The 17,829-nt window shown below is 68.3% G+C and carries 14 protein-coding genes; 12 read left to right on the top strand and 2 right to left on the bottom strand.

Going from position 1 to position 17,829, the window contains the following annotated elements:
- Positions 1-67 precede the first annotated feature (67 nt).
- A complete protein-coding gene (gene lplT, locus AC1Z3O_RS10600) occupies positions 68-1,387 on the bottom strand; it encodes a lysophospholipid transporter LplT (RefSeq protein ID WP_483515679.1) in 1,320 nt (439 codons plus the stop codon).
- 461 nt (positions 1,388-1,848) lie between these two features.
- Between lplT and alr the strand changes: the two genes are divergently transcribed.
- From alr to AC1Z3O_RS10580, 4 genes are all read left to right on the top strand, one after another.
- Positions 1,849-2,970, top strand: a complete 1,122-nt coding sequence (gene alr, locus AC1Z3O_RS10595) for an alanine racemase (RefSeq protein WP_483515678.1) — start codon at positions 1,849-1,851, stop codon at positions 2,968-2,970.
- 143 nt (positions 2,971-3,113) lie between these two features.
- Positions 3,114-4,475: a DNA repair protein RadA gene (gene radA / locus AC1Z3O_RS10590; protein ID WP_483515677.1), complete on the top strand. Its 1,362-nt coding sequence runs from the start codon at positions 3,114-3,116 to the stop codon at positions 4,473-4,475.
- Entirely contained in the window at positions 4,472-5,125 is a 654-nt protein-coding gene (locus AC1Z3O_RS10585; RefSeq protein ID WP_483515676.1) for a GNAT family N-acetyltransferase, read from the top strand. Before radA ends, AC1Z3O_RS10585 begins: the two co-directional genes overlap by 4 nt.
- Positions 5,126-5,364: 239 nt before the next feature.
- Positions 5,365-5,850: a disulfide bond formation protein B gene (locus AC1Z3O_RS10580; protein WP_483515675.1), complete on the top strand. Its 486-nt coding sequence runs from the start codon at positions 5,365-5,367 to the stop codon at positions 5,848-5,850.
- A 95-nt stretch (positions 5,851-5,945) separates the two neighbouring features.
- On the opposite strand, the gene AC1Z3O_RS10575 is transcribed toward AC1Z3O_RS10580, so the two are convergent.
- Positions 5,946-7,889 (bottom strand): ATP-binding cassette domain-containing protein, encoded by a 1,944-nt coding sequence (locus AC1Z3O_RS10575; protein WP_483515674.1) that lies wholly within the window; start codon positions 7,887-7,889, stop codon positions 5,946-5,948.
- Positions 7,890-8,215: 326 nt separating this feature from the next.
- On the opposite strand from AC1Z3O_RS10575, the gene AC1Z3O_RS10570 reads away from it, so the two are divergent.
- The 8 genes from AC1Z3O_RS10570 (at position 8,216) to AC1Z3O_RS10535 (ending at position 17,756) form a co-directional block, all read left to right on the top strand.
- On the top strand, positions 8,216-9,277 hold the full coding sequence (locus tag AC1Z3O_RS10570) for a MurR/RpiR family transcriptional regulator (protein WP_483517576.1): 1,062 nt from the start codon (positions 8,216-8,218) through the stop codon (positions 9,275-9,277).
- Between the two features lie 5 nt (positions 9,278-9,282).
- Positions 9,283-10,284 (top strand): isoaspartyl peptidase/L-asparaginase family protein, encoded by a 1,002-nt coding sequence (locus AC1Z3O_RS10565; protein ID WP_483515673.1) that lies wholly within the window; start codon positions 9,283-9,285, stop codon positions 10,282-10,284.
- Between the two features lie 64 nt (positions 10,285-10,348).
- A complete protein-coding gene (locus tag AC1Z3O_RS10560; RefSeq protein WP_483515672.1) occupies positions 10,349-12,247 on the top strand; it encodes a dipeptide ABC transporter ATP-binding protein in 1,899 nt (632 codons plus the stop codon).
- Between the two features lie 85 nt (positions 12,248-12,332).
- Positions 12,333-13,892, top strand: a complete 1,560-nt coding sequence (gene gsiB / locus AC1Z3O_RS10555) for a glutathione ABC transporter substrate-binding protein GsiB (RefSeq protein WP_483515671.1) — start codon at positions 12,333-12,335, stop codon at positions 13,890-13,892.
- A gap of 84 nt (positions 13,893-13,976) precedes the next feature.
- Entirely contained in the window at positions 13,977-14,897 is a 921-nt protein-coding gene (gene gsiC / locus AC1Z3O_RS10550; RefSeq protein ID WP_483515670.1) for a glutathione ABC transporter permease GsiC, read from the top strand.
- Positions 14,898-14,908: 11 nt separating this feature from the next.
- Positions 14,909-15,820, top strand: coding sequence for a glutathione ABC transporter permease GsiD (gene gsiD / locus AC1Z3O_RS10545; protein ID WP_483515669.1), 912 nt, complete (start codon positions 14,909-14,911; stop codon positions 15,818-15,820).
- Positions 15,817-16,917, top strand: a complete 1,101-nt coding sequence (locus AC1Z3O_RS10540; protein ID WP_483515668.1) for a DmpA family aminopeptidase — start codon at positions 15,817-15,819, stop codon at positions 16,915-16,917. Before gsiD ends, AC1Z3O_RS10540 begins: the two co-directional genes overlap by 4 nt.
- Positions 16,918-16,922: 5 nt before the next feature.
- Positions 16,923-17,756, top strand: a complete 834-nt coding sequence (locus AC1Z3O_RS10535; protein WP_483515667.1) for a M55 family metallopeptidase — start codon at positions 16,923-16,925, stop codon at positions 17,754-17,756.
- Positions 17,757-17,829 lie beyond the last annotated feature (73 nt).

The following is a 17,829-nucleotide window of genomic DNA, read 5'->3' as shown; positions in this document are numbered from 1 at the left end:
GCCTGCCGCAGACCCGGCCGGGGCGGATCGCCCCGCGCGGATCAGTGGCGCGACTCAGTGATGCTGCTCAGTGGTGCTTGTCTTCCCAGATCATCGCCAGGGAGTCGAACGTACGCACATTGTATTGGTGCAGCCGCATCACCAGCAGCATGGTGGCGCAGACGAAGGTGCCGAAAGCGATGATGACCACGCCGATGGGCACATTGAATTTGACCAGCAGGGCGTACAGGCACAGCATCAGCAGCACCGACACATTCTCATTGAAGTTCTGCACGGCGATCGAATGGCCTGCCGACAGCAGTACGTGCCCGCGGTGCTGCAGCAGGGCGTTCATCGGTACGACGAAATAGCCCGACATGCCACCGACCACCATCAGGAACACATAGGCGATCAGCATGTGCAGCGGCATGTGCATGCCCGCCAGGCTGAGGGTGAGGGCCGGCACTGCGTCCTTGGTGTAGAACGCCATCAGCATCAGCACCGCTCCCATCGCCACGCCGAAGGGCAGCACCGACAGCGATTTGCGCAGCGGTATGCGCACCGCGGCCAGAATGGCACCAGCGGCCACGCCAACGGCCACCACCGCCTGCAGCAGGGCCCCTTGCGACAGGTTCAGCCCGAGTGACTTTTCTGCCCACTTCAGTACGATGAACTGCAGCGTCGCGCCCGCTCCCCAGAACAGCGTGGTCACCGCCAGGCTGATCTGGCCCAGCTTGTCGCGCCACAGGGTGGTGAAGCAGTCGCCGAACTCGGCGATCAGCTTGATCGGATTCTTTTCCTGTTGGGGGTAGCGCGCGCCGGTGTCCGGGATGAAGAGGTTGAAGATGGTGGCGACCACGTAGAACAGCATGATCACCACCATGGCGGCCTCGGCCGGCGTGGTGATGCCGGTGTCGATGAAGGGGATGTCGATGCTCAGCAGCAGGCGCGACACGTGCACCGAGATCAGTGCGCCGCCGACCACCGTGCCGAGGATGATGGAGCCCACCGTCAGGCCCTCGATCCAGCCGTTGGCCGCGACCAGTTTCTCGGCCGGCAGCAGTTCGGTCAGGATGCCGTACTTGGCGGGCGAATACGCCGCGGCGCCGAAGCCGACGATGCCGTAAGCCAGCAGCGGGTGCAGGCCGGACATCATGATCGCGCAGCCCACGATCTTGATCGCGTTGGTGATGAACATCACCCGGCCCTTGGGCATGGAGTCGGCGAAGGCGCCGACGAAGGCAGCCAGCACGACATAGGACAGCACGAAGAACAGCTTGAGCAGCGGCGTCATCCACTGCGGCGAGTGGAGTTCGGCAAGAAGGGCAATGGCGGCGATCAGCAGTGCGTTGTCGGCCAGCGAAGAGAAGAACTGCGCGGCCATGATGGTGTAAAAACCCTTCTTCATACTGTGGACTGTGTCTCCATGGCTGCTCTCGCTTTCTTTCGCTATCCCGCTTACGCCGCTTGCCGGCGCCCCCGCGACAATCGGTGCCGCCGGCAGGGAACCCGGCGACACCGGCGTGTCAAAGTGATGCGTGTGTACGGCGGCTGGCCGCCGCCGTTGTGTCCGTCTTGTCGTCATCGACTTTGCATCAGAAGTGAAACATGGCCGGAGCGTCCGGCTTTATATCATGAAAATAAGACATTTCGGCGCATCGGCACGAGGCCAGTTGGACCACGCGATTGCAATTCGATTCCCGGTGCTGTGCCCTGGATGTGTTCAAATATCGCCTGTGAACGCCCGAGAGGCGTTGCGCGCCGACCGGGTATTCCCCGATCTGGTGCATGGCCGGACGCCATCTGGTCGCAGTGAGATCACAAAGGCGGCAGTTTGTGCCGCCTTCTCCGCTTGAGTAGCCCGATTCCATGCCAAGACCCATTCACGCAGTCATCCATCAACCTGCGCTTGCCAACAATCTCGAGGTGGTGCGCCGCAGCGCGCCCACTTCGCGCCTCTGGGCGGTGGTCAAGGCCAACGCCTACGGCCACGGCATCCGCCGCGCCTTCGCCGGCCTGCGTGCCGCCGACGGCTTCGGCCTGCTGGACCTGGATGAGGCCGTGCTGCTGCGCGACCTCGGCTGGCAGGGCCCCATCCTGCTGCTAGAGGGAATCTTCCAGCCGCAGGATGTGCCGCTGCTGGAGCAGTACCGCCTGACTTCCGTCGTGCATTGCGAAGAACAGATGCGCATGCTGGAGCTGGCCCGGCCCAAGGGACCGCTGGCGGTGCACCTGAAGCTCAACACCGGCATGAACCGGCTGGGCTTCCTGCCCGACCAGTACCGCGGGGCCTGGGAACGCGCGCGTACGCTGTCGGGCGTGGGCACCATCGTCCATATGACGCATTTCTCCGACGCCGACGGCCCGCGCGGCATCGAGCACCAGCTGGCCGTCTTCGACGCCACCACCGCCAACCTGCCCGGCGAGGCCAGCTTGTCCAACTCGGCCGCCACGCTGTGGCATCCGAAGGCGCACCGTGCCTGGGTGCGCCCGGGTGTGGTGCTGTACGGCGGCTCGCCGACGGGCCGCGAGGCCGACGTCGCGAGCTTGGGCCTGCAGCCAGCCATGTCCCTGCAAAGCGAGCTGATCGCGGTGCAGGACCTGCAGCCCGGCGATACGGTGGGCTATGGCTCGCTGTACACGGCCGAGAAGCCGATGCGCATCGGCGTGGTGGCTTGCGGCTATGCCGACGGCTATCCGCGCCACGCTGCAGGTTGGGGCGACAAGCCGGCGCCCGTGCTGGTCGACGGCGTGCGCACGCGGCTGGTCGGCCGCGTTTCCATGGACATGATGAGCGTCGACCTGACCCCCTGTCCCAAGGCAAGAGTCGGCTCGCCGGTCACGTTGTGGGGCCAGGGGCTGCCGATCGACGACGTGGCGGAAGCCAGCGGTACGATCGGCTATGAGCTGATGTGCGCACTCGCCCCGCGCGTGCCGACCACGGTTGCCATGCTGACCGCGCCGGCCGAGGACGCCGCCGCCGCGGGCTGAGCGCCGCCGGCCACGCGCCGGCTGCCATCCAACGATCACTGATTGACTGCCGGCCGCGCCAGCCTGTCGCACCTGCCGGCCCGGGCCGCCGCCCGTGCGGCCGGTCTGCCGCGCGGCCGCACGCTACAGCAAGGACTGCCGATTTGGCCAAGATCAAGACCGTCTATACCTGCACCGAATGCGGCGGCACCGCGCCGCGCTGGCAGGGCCAGTGCCCGCACTGCCAGCAATGGAACACGCTGGTGGAGAGCGTGGCGGAAAGCCCGGCCGCCAAGCGCTTCCAGCCGCTGGCCGTCTCGGCCCAGGTGCGCAAGCTCGCCGACATCGAGGCGGCCGACGTGCCGCGCTTCTCCAGCGGCATCGACGAATTCGACCGCGTGCTCGGCGGCGGCCTGGTGGCCGGCGGCGTGGTGCTGATCGGCGGCGATCCCGGCATCGGCAAGTCGACCCTGCTGCTGCAGGCGCTGGCCAATCTCGCCGCGCAGCGGCCCGTGCTCTATGTGAGCGGCGAAGAGTCGGGCGCCCAGATCGCGCTGCGCGCGCAGCGGCTGGGCGTGGAGAGCCCGGCGCTCGGCCTGCTGGCCGAGATCCAGCTGGAGAAGATCCAGGCCACACTGGAGGCGGAGCGGCCCGAGGTGGCGGTGATCGACTCCATCCAGACCCTGTATTCCGAGGCCCTGACCTCGGCGCCGGGCTCGGTGGCCCAGGTGCGCGAGTGCGCGGCGCAGCTCACGCGCATCGCCAAGAGCAGCGGCACCACCATCATCCTGGTGGGCCACGTGACCAAGGAGGGCAGCCTGGCGGGGCCGAGAGTGCTGGAGCACATCGTCGATACCGTGCTCTATTTCGAGGGCGATACCCATTCCTCGCACCGCCTGATCCGTGCCTTCAAGAACCGCTTCGGCGCGGTCAACGAGCTGGGCGTGTTCGCCATGACCGAGCGCGGCCTGCGCGGGGTCAGCAATCCGTCGGCGCTGTTCCTGTCGCAGCATGAGCAGACCGTGCCCGGCTCCTGTGTGCTGGTGACGCAGGAGGGCACGCGGCCGCTGCTGGTCGAGATCCAGGCGCTGGTCGATACCGCGCACGTGCCCAACCCGCGCCGGCTGGCGGTGGGGCTGGAGCAGAACCGGCTGGCGCTGCTGCTGGCGGTGCTGCACCGGCACGCCGGCATCGCCTGCTTCGACCAGGACGTGTTCCTGAACGCCGTAGGCGGGGTCAAGATCACCGAGCCGGCGGCCGACCTGGCCGTGCTGCTGTCCATCCATTCCTCGATGCGCAACAAGCCGCTGCCGCGCGGCCTGGTGGTGTTCGGGGAAGTCGGCCTGGCCGGCGAGATCCGGCCCAGCCCGCGCGGGCAGGAGCGGCTCAAGGAGGCCGCCAAGCTCGGCTTCACCCAGGCCGTGATTCCCAAGGCCAACGCGCCGCGCCAGGCGATCGACGGCCTCGAGGTGATCGCGGTGGAGCGCATCGAGCAGGCCATCGACCGCGTGCGCCATCTGGAATGAGCGGGGAAGCTGCCGGGTCCTTCGCCGTCCCCGTGCTGCCGGCGCTGCTCGAGCCGCAGAGCGAGCGGCTGCGGCTGCGGCAGTGGCGCGACGGCGACGCTGCCCCCTTTGCCGCGCTCAATGCCGACCCCGAGGTGATGCGGTACTTCCCGGCGCCGCTGACACGCGCGGCCAGCGATGCCATGCTGGCGCGCTGCCGCGACCTGATCGCCGCACGGGGCTGGGGCTTCTGGGCGGTGGAGCGGCGCGAAGACGGCGCCTTCGTCGGCATGGTCGGCCTGCACGTGCCGGCGCCCGAACTGCCGTGCTCACCCTGCGTGGAAGTAGGCTGGCGCCTGTCGCGCCCCCACTGGGGTCAAGGCTATGCCAGCGAGGCCGCGGGCGTTGCGTTGCAGGCGGGATTCGACATGCTTGGCCTCGACCGCATCGTCTCTTTCACGGTGCTGGCCAACCTGCGCTCGCGCCAGGTGATGCGGCGTATCGGCATGACGGATAGCGGCGAGGATTTCGATCATCCGGCGCTGGCCGAGGGCAGCCCGCTGCGGCGGCATTGTCTTTACCGCATCACGCGCGGCGAATGGATGGAGTGGATGGCGGGGCAGGGCGCCGCGCCGGACGGGGGTGCAGGAGCACGCCGGGCCGGGCCTTGATGCTGGTAACGCGCGGTAGCGTCGGCAAGGCCGGTTGCCGCGCCGGCTCGCGCACGCACCGCGGCATGGGTGCCGCCTGCGTCGATCCACTGCAAGCCAGACTTGCACACTGTGCAATGGCGGCGGCGTCGCGTCACGAAAATCGGTAATAATGCGCTTGATGCGCATGCGGCCGGTTCGGCCCGCGCGGCCCGCTTGGCTCGATTCACGCGCCTTGTTTGATTTCCTCTTTATTTTCCATGCAAGCCAATTCTCGCGCCTACTTCCTGCTGATCGCCGCGATTTCCTTCGGGCTGGTCGGCTATGCGCTGTACCTGCAGCACGTCGATGGTTACCAGCCCTGTCCGCTGTGCGTGATGCAGCGATTCGCCTTCGTTGGCATCGGCTGCTTCTCGCTGCTTGCCGCGGCGGCGCAGAACACGCGCACGCTGTGGCAGGGGCTGGGCATGCTGTCGGGCGTGGCCGGCATCGCGGTGGCCGGTTACCACGTCTCGCTGCTGCTCAATCCCAAGGCTACCTGCGGCATCGATCCGCTGGAGAACTGGGTCAATGCGCTGCCCACTGCCAAGCTGCTGCCGCAGGTGTTCTACTCGGACGGCCTGTGCACGGCGCCGCTGCCGCCCATCCTCGGGCTGTCGATCCCGGCATGGTCTCTGATCTGGCTGTTCGTGCTGACGCTGACGCTGGCGGTCGGGCTGATCCGCCGGGAGAAGAATTTCCGCTGAACTTCCGCTGACTCTCCCGCCGCTCCAGCGCGGGTCCTGCGCCGGGCGGCGCCCCCCGCGCGGCGAGCGGGCCCCGACGCCGCCCGCGCCTGCGGTCAGGCAATCTGCTCGATCTGCTCCTGCAGTTCCAGCCAGCGCTCCTCGAGCGTGCCGAGTTCGCCCTCGACCTCGCTCTGGCGCTTGAGCATCGTCATCAACTGCGGCTTGTTGGCTTCCGCATAGCTGTTTTCGTCGGCCATGAAGCCGTCGATCTCCACCTTGGCCTGCTGCAGTTCGGCCATGCGTTTCTCAACCTTCTCCAGTTCCTTGGTCAGCGGCTTGCGCAATTGCGCCAGGCGTTGGCGTTCGTCGGCTTCGGCGCGGCGCTGGTCCTTGCGGTTCAGCGCGGCGGGCGCGGCCTCGCCCTCGGCCGCCTGGCGCTCGGGCAGGGCGGCGTTGCGCTTGGCGGCGGCCTGCTGCAGCAGCCAGTCGCGGTAGTCGTCGAGGTCGCCGTCGAAGGGCTTGAGCGTGCCCTCGGCGACCAGCATGAACTGGTCGGTGGTGGCGCGCAGCAGGTGCCGGTCGTGCGAGACCACGATCAGCGTGCCCTCGAACTGCGCCAGCGCTAGAGTCAGCGCCTCGCGGGTGTCCAGGTCCAGGTGGTTGGTCGGTTCGTCGAGCAGCAGCAGATTGGGCTTCTGCCAGACGATCAGCGCCAGCGCCAGCCGCGCCTTCTCGCCGCCGGAGAATGGTTCGATCGGCGCAGTGGCCATGTCGCCACGGAAATTGAAGCTGCCGAGGAAGTCGCGCAGCTCCTGCTCGCGCGTGTCCGGCGCCAGGCGGGCCAGGTGCTGCAGCGGCGAGTCGTGGTCGCGCAGGGTCTCTAGCTGGTGCTGGGCGAAGTAGCCGATCTGCAGCCCCTTGCCCAGCCGCAGCGTGCCCGCCAGCGCCTCCTGGCTGCCGGCCAGCGTCTTGACCAGGGTGGACTTGCCCTGGCCATTGGCGCCCAGCAGGCCGATGCGCTGGCCGTTCTGGATCGACAGCATCAGCCTGCGCAGGATGACCTTGGGCGTATCGCTGCCGTCTGCCGGCGGGTAGCCGCAGTCCACCGTGTCCAGCACCATCATCGGATTGGGTGCGGAATCCGGCTCGCGGAACTCGAAGGAGAAGCCCGCCGCGGCATGCACCGGCGCCAGCCGCTCCATCTTTTCCAGCGCCTTGACCCGGCTCTGCGCCTGGCGCGCCTTGGTGGCCTTGGCCTTGAAGCGGGTGATGAAGGACTCGAGGTGGGCGATCTGCTTCTGCTGGCGCGCATAGGCGGCCTGCTGCTGCGCCATCTGCTGCAGGCGCTGCGTCTCGAAGAAGGTGTAGTTGCCGCCGTAGCGCTTGAGCTGCTGGCTCTCGATGTGCACGGTGACGTTGCAGATCGCGTCGAGGAATTCGCGGTCGTGCGAGATCATCACCAGCGTGCCCGGGTAGCGCGCCAGCCAGTCTTCGAGCCAGACGATGGCGTCCAGGTCCAGGTGGTTGGTCGGTTCGTCGAGCAGCAGCAGGTCGGACGGGCACATCAGCGCCTGCGCCAGGTTCAGGCGCATGCGCCAGCCGCCGGAGAAGTCGGCCACCGGCTGGGTGACCTGGGCCAGTGTGAAGCCCAGGCCGAGCAGCAGGGTCTCGGCGCGCGCGGCGGCGGTATAGCCGTCGGCGTCGGCATAGGCGGCGTGCCCTTCCGCTTCGGCGGAGCCGTCGCCGCTCGCCTGCGCCGCCGCGATGCGCGCTTCGATCTCGCGCAGGCGGGTGTCGCCGTCGATGGTGTAGTCCAGCGCGCTGCGCTGCACCGCGGGCGTTTCCTGTGCGACGTGGGCGATGCGCCAGGTGGGCGGGATGGCCAGCTCGCCGCCGTCGGGGTGCAGTTCCCCGCGCAGCAGCGCGAACAGCGTGGACTTGCCGCTGCCGTTGGCGCCGACCAGGCCGGCGCGTTCGCCGGGGTTCAGGGTCACGCTGCTATGGTCGAACAGCACCTTGGTGCCGCGCTGGAGGACTAGCTGGTCGATTCGGATCACGACAGGATGCAATGCAAGGGCCCCGCGGCAGGCGCGCCGCGCGGCCTGGGGGCGTTTGGGGAAGTGCGCAGGTGCGCACGCCAGTGCCGAGGCCGGCCGCTGGCAGGGATAACCCGGCATTGTAGCCGCTGCGGGCCGGAGCCTGGGCATCGCTGCTGCGGCGGGCTGCGGTGGGCTGGGGCGTTGAGGGGGGCGATGCTGGGGAATACCCGCCCTCTCGTAAAACTCTATTTTCTGGCGCGCATCTTGTGTGTAAATTCATTTACATCGATGCGGGCCTCGTGAACCACTCCACGGCGCTGTCGCGTCTGCATAGCCATGCACGCATGTCCGACGAGACACCAAGCCAGCCAGGTCAGCCAGGCCAGTCGAGCCCCAGTCCCGGGCCAGACGGCGCCGGCGGTCCCAACATCGCCGCGCGCATCGCGCGCGCCCTGCCTGCGTTGACGCCGGCGCACCGGCGCATGGCCAGCTACGTGCAGGCCAATCCGTTTCGGGCTGCCACCATGCGGATCGACGAATTCGCGGATGCCGTGGCGGTTTCGGTGGCCACCGCGAACCGATTCGCCCGGGCGCTGGGCTTCGAGGGCTATCCGCAGTTCCGCGCCGAACTGGTGCGCGGCTTCGAGGCGACCCTGGCCCCGGTCGAGAGCCTGCGCACTGAACTGGAGCGGCCGGCCACGGCCGCGGAGGTGTTCGCTGCTTCGCTGGAGGCCGACATGCGCAACCTGGAAGCGACCCGCCGCACGCTCGATGCCGAGGCCTGCGAGCGCGCGGTGCAGGCCATCGTCGGGGCCGAGCGCATATTCGTGGTCGGCTTCGGTGCCAGCGGCTTCCTCGCCGGCCTGCTGCAGCACGGGCTCGACGTGTCCTGCCGCACGGTGATCTCGGTGTCGGGCGCGGGGGGCGCGTCGACGGCCGCGCGCCAGTTGTACAAGCTGAACCGGCAGGACCTGTTGATCGTGATCGGCTTCCCGCGCTATGTGGCGGATACCGTCGCCATCGCCCGCCGCGCGCACGCCCAGGGCTGCCGAATCCTGGCGCTCACCGACGGGCCCACCTCGCCGCTGGCACCTCTGGCGGACATCGCTCTCTACGCGCAGACCGGCCGCCAGTTGTCGGCCAACTCCGACGCCGCCGTGCTGGCCCTGGTCGAGGCGCTGTGCGGCGCCGTCGCCCATCGCGCCGAGCACACGGTCAAGTCGGCCGCGGACATGACCGAATTCCTGCTGCCGTGGCTGCACGGTGCGCCCGCCGGTTCCGGCGGCGACACACGCAATGGCGTTGAGCCTGGCACCACTGCCGCACGTACGGCGGGCACGGCGGGGGCGGCTGAGCCGGCCGGCATCCGCGTGCGCCGCAAGAAACCATCTCCGGACGCATCGTGAACCGAATGACCACTCCCGTGATCGCCATCCACGGCGGGGCCGGCACCATCAGCCGTGCCGCCATGGATCCGGCCAAGGAAGCCGAATATACCGCCGCGTTGCACGGTGTGCTGCAGGCCGGCCAGCGCGTGCTGGCCGCGGGCGGCAGCGCGCTCGACGCCGCCACGGAGGCCGTGCGCCTGCTTGAGGACTGCCCCTTGTTCAACGCCGGGCACGGTTCGGTGCTGACTCACGCTGGCACCTATGAACTGGACGCCGCCGTCATGGACGGTGCCACCCTGGGCGCTGGCGCGGTGGCCTGTGTCAGGCGGGTGCGCAACCCTGTGCTGGCCGCGCGCGCGGTGATGGAGAAGAGCGAGCATGTGCTGTTCGCCGGCGATGGCGCGGAGGCCTTTGCCGAGGCACAGGGCCTGGAACTGGTCGGCCCCGAGTATTACTACACGCAGGCGCGCTATGAGCAATGGCAGCGCGCGCTGGCCGGCACCGGCATGACCCCGGGGATGGCGCCGGGCCGCGTGCTGCTGGATCACGACGCCGCGGCACTGGCCGCGGAATCTGTCGCTGCACCGGCCGCAGCACCGATCGATCCGGACACCAAGTTCGGTACCGTCGGCGCGGTCGCCTGCGATGCGCAGGGCCGGCTGGCTGCGGCCACGTCCACCGGCGGCATGACCAACAAGCAGGCCGGAAGAGTCGGCGACTCGCCGATCATCGGTGCCGGCTGCTATGCCGACGACCTGGTCGCCGTGTCGACCACGGGGACCGGCGAGATGTTCATCCGTGCCGTGGCCGCGTACGACGTGTCCGCGCGCATGCGCTACGCAGGACTGTCGCTGGAAGAAGCGGCGCGCCGGGTGGTGATGGAGAAGCTGCCGGCCATCCAGGGCCGTGGCGGACTGGTCGCGGTGGATCGTGCGGGCAATGTCACCTTGCCCTTCAACACCGAGGGCATGTACCGCGGCTTCGCCCGCCCAGGCGAGCCTGCCAACGTATGGATCTACGGCTAGCGTCGCATTCCGATCCGGCATCGCCCGGGAATCTGCCGGCGACAACCCAGTATTGAGGGCTACCATGGCTGCAACCCCCTCCCACAACCCGCCCGCTGCCATCGCGCTGCCGCCGCAGCGCGTGGTGGACGTGCAAGGCCTGACCGTGCGCTTCTCCACCTCGGAACGCACCGTGGAGGCCGTGCGCAACCTGTCTTTCCACGTCGACCGGGGCGAGACCCTGGCGGTGGTGGGCGAGTCCGGCTCGGGCAAGTCAGTGACCTCGCTGGCGGTGATGCGGCTGGTGGAGCATGGCGGCGGCAAGATCGTCGGCGGCAGCATCGCACTGCGCAGGCGCAACGGCCAGGTCCTGGAACTTGCGAGCGCCGGCGCCGATGCCATGCGCGGCGTGCGCGGCGCGGACGTGGCGATGATCTTCCAGGAGCCGATGACCTCGCTCAACCCGGTGTTCCCCGTTGGCGAGCAGATCGCCGAGTCGATCCGCCTGCACCAGGGCAAGGGCCGCGCGGCCGCGCGCGCCGAGGCGCTGCACATGCTGGAGAGGGTGCGCATCCCCGAGGCGCGCCGCGTGCTGGACCGCTATCCGCACCAGCTTTCCGGCGGCATGCGCCAGCGCGTGATGATTGCCATGGCGCTGTCGTGCAAGCCCGCGCTGCTGATCGCCGACGAGCCCACCACCGCGCTGGACGTCACCATCCAGGCGGAGATCCTGCAGCTGATCCGCAAGCTACAGGACGAGATGAACATGGCGGTGGTCTTCATCACCCACGATATGGGCGTGGTGGCCGAGGTGGCCGACCGCGTGCTGGTCATGTACCGCGGCGAGAAGGTCGAGGAAGGCACCTCGGAGCAGGTCTTCGCCGCTCCGGCGCACCCCTATACCCGCGCGCTGCTGTCGGCCGTGCCCCGGCTCGGCGCGATGCACGGAACGGACTGCCCCGCCAAGTTTCCGCTAGTGCAGCTGGACCAGGACACCAGGCCGGTCGAGCCGGCGCCGCAGGATACGGTGCCCGCCGGGGCCCGCCCGATCCTGCGGGTGCGCGACCTGGTGACGCGCTTCGACGTGCCGGGCGGCATCCTCGGCCGCGTGCAGCGCCGCGTGCATGCCGTGGAGAAGGTCAGCTTCGATCTCTACCCAGGCGAGACGCTGGCCCTGGTGGGCGAATCCGGCTGCGGCAAGTCCACCACCGGCCGCTCGCTGCTGCGCCTGGTCGAAAGCCAGAGCGGCAGCATCGAGTTCGATGGCCAGGACATCAGCAGCCTGCGCGGCGGTGCGCTGCAGGCTCTGCGCCGGAATATCCAGTTCATCTTCCAGGACCCGTTCGCCTCGCTGGATCCGCGCGTCCCGATCGGCTATTCGATCATGGAACCGCTCCTGGTGCACAAGGCCGCGAGCGGCAAGGAAGCCGAGCAGCGCGTGGCGTGGCTGCTGGAGAAGGTGGGCCTGCCCGCCGACCATGCGGCGCGTTATCCGCACGAGTTCTCGGGCGGGCAGCGGCAACGCATCTGCATCGCGCGCGCGCTGGCGCTGAACCCCAAGGTGGCGGTCGCCGACGAGTCGGTGTCGGCGCTGGACGTCTCCATCCAGGCCCAGATCGTCAACCTGATGCTGGACCTGCAGCGCGAGATGGGCATCGCCTTCCTGTTCATTTCCCACGACATGGCCGTGGTGGAGCGGGTCAGCCATCGCGTGGCCGTGATGTACCTGGGCCAGATCGTCGAGATCGGCCCGCGCCGCGCCATTTTCGAGAACCCGCAGCACCCCTATACGAAGAAGCTGATGGCCGCTGTGCCGGTCGCGGACCCGGCGCGCCGCCACCTCAAACGTGAGCCGCTGACCGAGGAAATTCCAAGCCCCATCCGCGCGCTCGGCGATGAGCCGCGGGTGGAGCCCCTGGTCGCGGTGGGCGATGCCGCCTCGCGCCATTTCGTCGCCCGCCATGCGATCGGCGGTGCCTATTGATGCTGCCTTACCCATGCCACAGCCCCGGGCCGCTGCACCGTCCTGTTACCGGCGCACTGCCCAGCGTATCCACCAAGGAGAGTCCATGAACATGATCCGACTGGCCCCGTCCGGGCTCATCAGCGGCGGCCTGGCGCTGGCCGCGCTGGCTGCGTTTGGTGCAGGCCCGGCCTTTGCCGCCAAGGATGCCGTGATGGCGGTGAGTTCCACCTTCACCACGCTCGACCCGTACGATGCCAACGACACTCTGTCCCAGGCTGCGGCCAAGTCCTTCTACCAGGGCCTGTTCGGCTTCGACAAGGACATGAAGCTGGTCAACGTGCTGGCCGATGGCTACGAGGTCAGCAAGGACGGCCTGACCTACACCATCAAGCTGAAGAAGGGCATCAAGTTCCATGACGGCACCACCTTCGACGCGGCCGCGGTCAAGGCCAACCTGGACCGGGTGACCAACCCCGCCAACAAGCTGAAGCGCTACACGCTGTTCAACCGGGTCGCCAAGACCGAGGTGATCGATCCGAGCACGGTGAAGGTCACGCTGAAGGAGCCGTTCTCGCCCTTCATCAACGTGCTGGCCCACCCCTCGGCGGTCATGATCTCGCCCGCGGCGCTGCACAAGTACGGCAAGGAGATCGCCTTCCATCCGGTCGGCACGGGCCCGTTCGAGTTCGTCGAGTGGAAGCAGACCGACTACCTGAAGGGCAAGAAATTCGCCGGCTACTGGCGCACCGGCTACCCCAAGATCGACACCATCACCTGGAAGCCGGTGGTCGACAACAATACCCGCGCGGCGGTCATGCAGACCGGTGAGGCGGACTTTGCCTTCAGCATTCCCTTCGAGCAGGCCGATGTGCTGAAGAACAGCGCCAAGGTCGACCTGATCGCCGCGCCGTCCATCATCCAGCGCTACCTGAGCCTGAACACCATGGTCAAGCCGTTCAATGATCCCAAGGTGCGCCAGGCGATCAACTACGCGATCAACAAGGACGCGCTGGCCAAGGTGGCCTTCGCCGGCTATGCCGTGCCGTCCGACGGCGTGGTGCCGCACGGCGTCGACTATGCCGAGAAGCTGGGCCCGTGGCCCTATGACCCGACCAAGGCGCGCGCCTTGCTGAAGGAAGCCGGCTATCCGAACGGCTTCGAGACCACGCTGTGGTCAGCCTACAACCACACCACCGCGCAGAAGGTGATCCAGTTCGTGCAGCAGCAGCTGCAGCAGGTCGGCATCAAGGCGCAGGTGCAGGCTCTCGAGGCCGGCCAGCGCGTGGAGCGCGTGGAGAGCGTGCAGAAGCCGGAAGACGCCGGCGTGCGCATCTACTACACCGGCTGGTCCTCGTCGACCGGCGAATCCGACTGGGCGCTGCGCCCGCTGCTGGCCTCGGAGTCGATGCCGCCCAAGCTGCTGAACACCGCCTACTACAAGAACGCGCAGGTCGACGACGATATCGCCGCCGCACTGCGCACCACGGACCGCGGCGAAAAGTCCAAGCTGTACAAGGACGCGCAGGAGCGCATCTGGAAGGACGCGCCCTGGGCCTTCCTGGTGACGGAGAAGGTGTTGTACGCGCGCGCCAAGCGCTTGTCGGGCGCCTACGTGATGCCCGATGGCTCGTTCAACTTCGATGAGATCGACATCAAGCACTGATGCCGTGCGCGCCGCCGGCCGCGGGGCCGGCGCGGCGCGCGGCCTGACTTGCACGGCCCGAGGCCTTTTCCTTGCGGTGTTGCCATGCTGAACTACTTCCTCAAACGATTGCTGGGCGTGATCCCGACCTTGCTGATCGTGGCCTCGCTGGTATTCCTGTTCGTGCACCTGCTGCCGGGTGACCCGGCACGGCTCGCGGCCGGCCCCGAGGCGGACCAGGACACGGTGGAGCTGGTGCGGCGCGATCTCGGCCTGGACAAGCCACTGCCACAGCAGTTCGTGCAGTTCTTCTCGCACGCCCTGCGCTGGGAATTCGGCAATTCGCTGCGCAGCAAGCGGCCGGTCAGCGATGAGATCGCCGAGCGCTTCATGCCCACCCTGTACCTGACCCTGGCTTCGATGGTGTGGGCGGTCGTGTTCGGCATGGTGATCGGGATCTCCTCGGCGGTATGGCGCAACCGATGGCCGGACCGCCTCGGCATGACGCTGGCGGTGTCGGGCATCTCCTTCCCGGCCTTCGCACTGGGCATGCTGCTGATGGAAGTGTTCTCGGTGCAACTGGGCTGGCTGCCGTCGATCGGCGCCGATAGCTGGCGGCATTACATCCTGCCGTCCATCACGCTGGGGGCGGCCGTGGCGGCGGTGATGGCGCGCTTCACCCGGGCCTCCTTCGTCGAGGTGCTGCACGAGGATTTCGTGCGCACCGCGCGTGCCAAAGGCGTGGGCGAGTGGGTGGTGGTGGCCAAGCACTGCCTGCGCAACGCCATGATCCCGGTGGTGACCATGATGGGCCTGCAGTTCGGCTTCCTGCTGGGCGGCTCCATCGTGGTGGAGAAGGTCTTCAACTGGCCCGGCCTGGGCCGGCTCCTGGTCGATGCCGTCGAGATGCGCGACTACCCGGTGATCCAGGCCGAAGTGCTGCTGTTCTCGCTCGAGTTCATTCTCATCAACCTGGTGGTCGACGTGCTCTACACCATCATCAATCCTGCCATCCGCTACAAGTAAGAGAGGCCGGCATGAACCAGTCTTCCACGCCCGCCGGCGGCAGCGCCGCCACGCTCGACTCTTCCCGGGAGCCCGTGCGCACCCCTTGGTCGGAGTTCTGGCGCAAATTCCGCAAGCAGCACCTGGCCCTCGGGGCGGGGGTGTTCGTGCTGCTGCTGGTGGCGGTGGCGATTCTCGCGCCGCACCTGGTGCCCTTCGATCCGGAGAACTACTTCGACTACGACGCGCTCAATGCCGGCCCCTCCGCCGCGCACTGGTTCGGCGTCGATTCGCTCGGGCGCGATATCTTCAGCCGCATCCTGGCGGGCTCCCGCATTTCGCTGGCGGCGGGCTTCTTCTCGGTCGTCATCGGCGCGGTGATCGGCACGGTGCTGGGCCTCTTCGCCGGCTACTACGAAGGCTGGTGGGACCGCATCGTGATGCGCATCTGCGACGTGCTGTTCGCCTTTCCGGGCATCCTGCTGGCGATCGGCATCGTCGCCATCCTCGGCAACGGCATGGCCAACGTGATCTTCGCCGTGGCCATCTTCAGCATCCCGGCCTTTGCCCGGCTGGTGCGCGGCAATACGCTGATGCTCAAGCACCTGACCTATGTCGAGGCCGCGCGCAGCATCGGCGCCTCCGACTGGACCATCCTGATGCGCCATATCCTACCCGGCACGATCTCGTCCATCGTGGTCTATTTCTCTATGCGCATCGGCACCTCGATCATCACTGCCGCGAGCCTGTCCTTTCTCGGCCTGGGCGCGCAGCCGCCCACGCCGGAGTGGGGGGCGATGCTCAACGAGGCGCGTGCCGACATGGCCACCGCGCCGCATGTGGCGCTCTTCCCCAGCCTGGCCATCTTCCTGACCGTGCTGGCCTTCAACCTGCTGGGCGACGGGCTGCGCGACGCGCTCGACCCGAAGATCGACCGCCGATGATGTCCGCCCTGCAGAACGGCGATGCGCTGTGCCACGTCGGCACGCTGCCGGCGGGCGCGCTCGACAGCATCGCCGACGTGCCGGGCGTGGCCGTCGGGCATTGCACGCTGGCCGACGGTAGCGTCCAGAGCGGTGTCACCGTGGTGCAGCCGCACAGCGGCAATCTCTATACCGACAAGGTGCCCGCTGCCGCCACGGTGCTCAACGGCTTCGGCAAGAGCGTCGGGCTGGTCCAGCTCGACGAACTGGGCGTGCTGGAAACGCCGATCTCGCTGTCCAATACCTTTGCGGTGGGGGCGCTGGCCCAGGCGCAGATACGCGCCGCCATCGCCGCCAACCCCGAGATCGGCCGCGCTTGGCCGACCGTCAATCCGCTGGTGTTCGAATGCAACGATGGCTACCTGAATGACATCCAGGCAATGCCCGTGCAGGCAGCCCATTACGCTGAGGCTTGCGCCGCGGCCGGCACAGGGTTTGTCCAGGGGGCGGTGGGGGCGGGGCGCGGCGTATCCGCATTCGGCATCAAGGGCGGCATCGGCTCGGCGTCGCGCCGGGTCGGCGGCTATCACCTGGGGGCATTGGTGCAGGCGAACTTCGGCACGTTGCCGTCGCTGTGCATCGACGGCTTGCGCGTTGGCGAGGCGCTCGCGCTGCGCCTGCAGGCGCGGGCCGGCGACGTTGCGAAGGGGCCGGAGAGTACGTCTGCGAGCGGGCCGGAGAAGGGATCCATCATCATGGTGCTCGCCACCGACGCGCCGCTCGATGCGCGCCAGCTGCGCCGCCTGTCCCTGCGTGCCGGCGCAGGACTGGCGCGCACAGGCTCGGTGTTCGGGCACGGCTCGGGCGACATCGCGCTGGCCTTCACCACCGCCTACACCGTGCCGCACGACGCGCAAGCGCCGATGCCCGCGGTGGCCATGCTGCACGAGACGCGGCTCGACCCGCTGTTCCAGGCCGCCGCCGATGCGGTGGAGCAGGCCATCCTGCATGCGCTGTGGCGCGCCGAGGATGTCAGCGGGCGCGACGGCCACCGCCGCCTGGCGCTGCGCACGCTGATGCCTGAACTGCCGCTGCGCTTGCATGCGCGGCATGGATAGATCGCATGAAGATCCTGGTTTCCACCGATATCGAGGGCGTGGCGGGCGTATTCCACGCGGAGCAGACCCGTCCCGGCAACGGCGAATACGAGCGTGCGCGCGCCTGGATGACCGGCGAGGCCAATGCCGCCGTGCAGGGCGCCTTCGCCGGCGGCGCCACGGAGGTGCTGGTCAACGATTCGCATGGCGGCTTCCGCAACCTGCTGCCGGACCAGCTCGATCCGCGCGCCCGGCTGGTGCTGGGCAAGCCGCGCTACCTGGGCATGATGTCGGGCCTCGAGCAGGGCTGCGATGGTGTCCTTATGGTCGGCTACCACGGCCGGGCGCAGGGGCGGGGCATCCTGGCGCACACCATCAACAGCAGCGCCTTTGCGCGCGTGTGGCTGGGCGGCCAGGAACTGGGCGAAGCGGGCCTGTACGGCGCGCTGGCCGGTGAACTCGGCGTGCCTGTACTGATGGCCAGCGGCGACGACGTGTTCGTGGCCGAGACTCTTGCGCTGATGCCCTGGGTCCGCTATGTGCAGACCAAGGTGGCGCAGGGACAGGGCAGCGGCACGACCTTGTCGCCCGCGGCGGCGCGCACGGCCATTGCGGAAGGCGCCGAGGCGGCGGTGCGGCTGGCCGGCACGGCGACGCAGCGCGAGGCGCGTCCGTGGCGGCTGGCCGGGCCGCTGCGGTGCCGGCTGCAGACCCAGACGCCCGCGCATGCGGACCTGTTCTGCCAATGGCCCGCGCTGGAGCGCGAGGACGGCGTGACGCTCTCGTTCGAGGCGGATTCGGCGCAGTCGGCCGTGCGCATGCTCAATTGCCTGTCCGCGATGTCCTTCATGCTGAAGTAGGCGATGACGTAGGCGATGAAGTAGGCGGTTCGGCGCCCCGATGGTGGAAAATAGCGGCTTGGCGTGCGGCCGG

Source organism: Cupriavidus sp. 09_S30 (assembly GCF_056930435.1).
Note: the sequence above shows the minus strand (reverse complement) of the source record. Positions and strands in the feature narration are given on the sequence as shown.

What these genes read in the sequence shown, in the direction of transcription:
- lplT (WP_483515679.1), bottom strand. Translation starts at nt 1,387, where the DNA reads ATGAAGAAGGGTTTTTACACCATCATGGCCGCGCAGTTCTTCTCTTCG.
- alr (WP_483515678.1), top strand. Translation starts at nt 1,849, where the DNA reads ATGCCAAGACCCATTCACGCAGTCATCCATCAACCTGCGCTTGCCAAC.
- AC1Z3O_RS10585 (WP_483515676.1), top strand. Translation starts at nt 4,472, where the DNA reads ATGAGCGGGGAAGCTGCCGGGTCCTTCGCCGTCCCCGTGCTGCCGGCG.
- AC1Z3O_RS10580 (WP_483515675.1), top strand. Translation starts at nt 5,365, where the DNA reads ATGCAAGCCAATTCTCGCGCCTACTTCCTGCTGATCGCCGCGATTTCC.
- AC1Z3O_RS10570 (WP_483517576.1), top strand. Translation starts at nt 8,216, where the DNA reads ATGTCCGACGAGACACCAAGCCAGCCAGGTCAGCCAGGCCAGTCGAGC.
- AC1Z3O_RS10565 (WP_483515673.1), top strand. Translation starts at nt 9,283, where the DNA reads ATGACCACTCCCGTGATCGCCATCCACGGCGGGGCCGGCACCATCAGC.
- AC1Z3O_RS10560 (WP_483515672.1), top strand. Translation starts at nt 10,349, where the DNA reads ATGGCTGCAACCCCCTCCCACAACCCGCCCGCTGCCATCGCGCTGCCG.
- gsiB (WP_483515671.1), top strand. Translation starts at nt 12,333, where the DNA reads ATGAACATGATCCGACTGGCCCCGTCCGGGCTCATCAGCGGCGGCCTG.
- gsiC (WP_483515670.1), top strand. Translation starts at nt 13,977, where the DNA reads ATGCTGAACTACTTCCTCAAACGATTGCTGGGCGTGATCCCGACCTTG.
- gsiD (WP_483515669.1), top strand. Translation starts at nt 14,909, where the DNA reads ATGAACCAGTCTTCCACGCCCGCCGGCGGCAGCGCCGCCACGCTCGAC.
- AC1Z3O_RS10540 (WP_483515668.1), top strand. Translation starts at nt 15,817, where the DNA reads ATGATGTCCGCCCTGCAGAACGGCGATGCGCTGTGCCACGTCGGCACG.
- AC1Z3O_RS10535 (WP_483515667.1), top strand. Translation starts at nt 16,923, where the DNA reads ATGAAGATCCTGGTTTCCACCGATATCGAGGGCGTGGCGGGCGTATTC.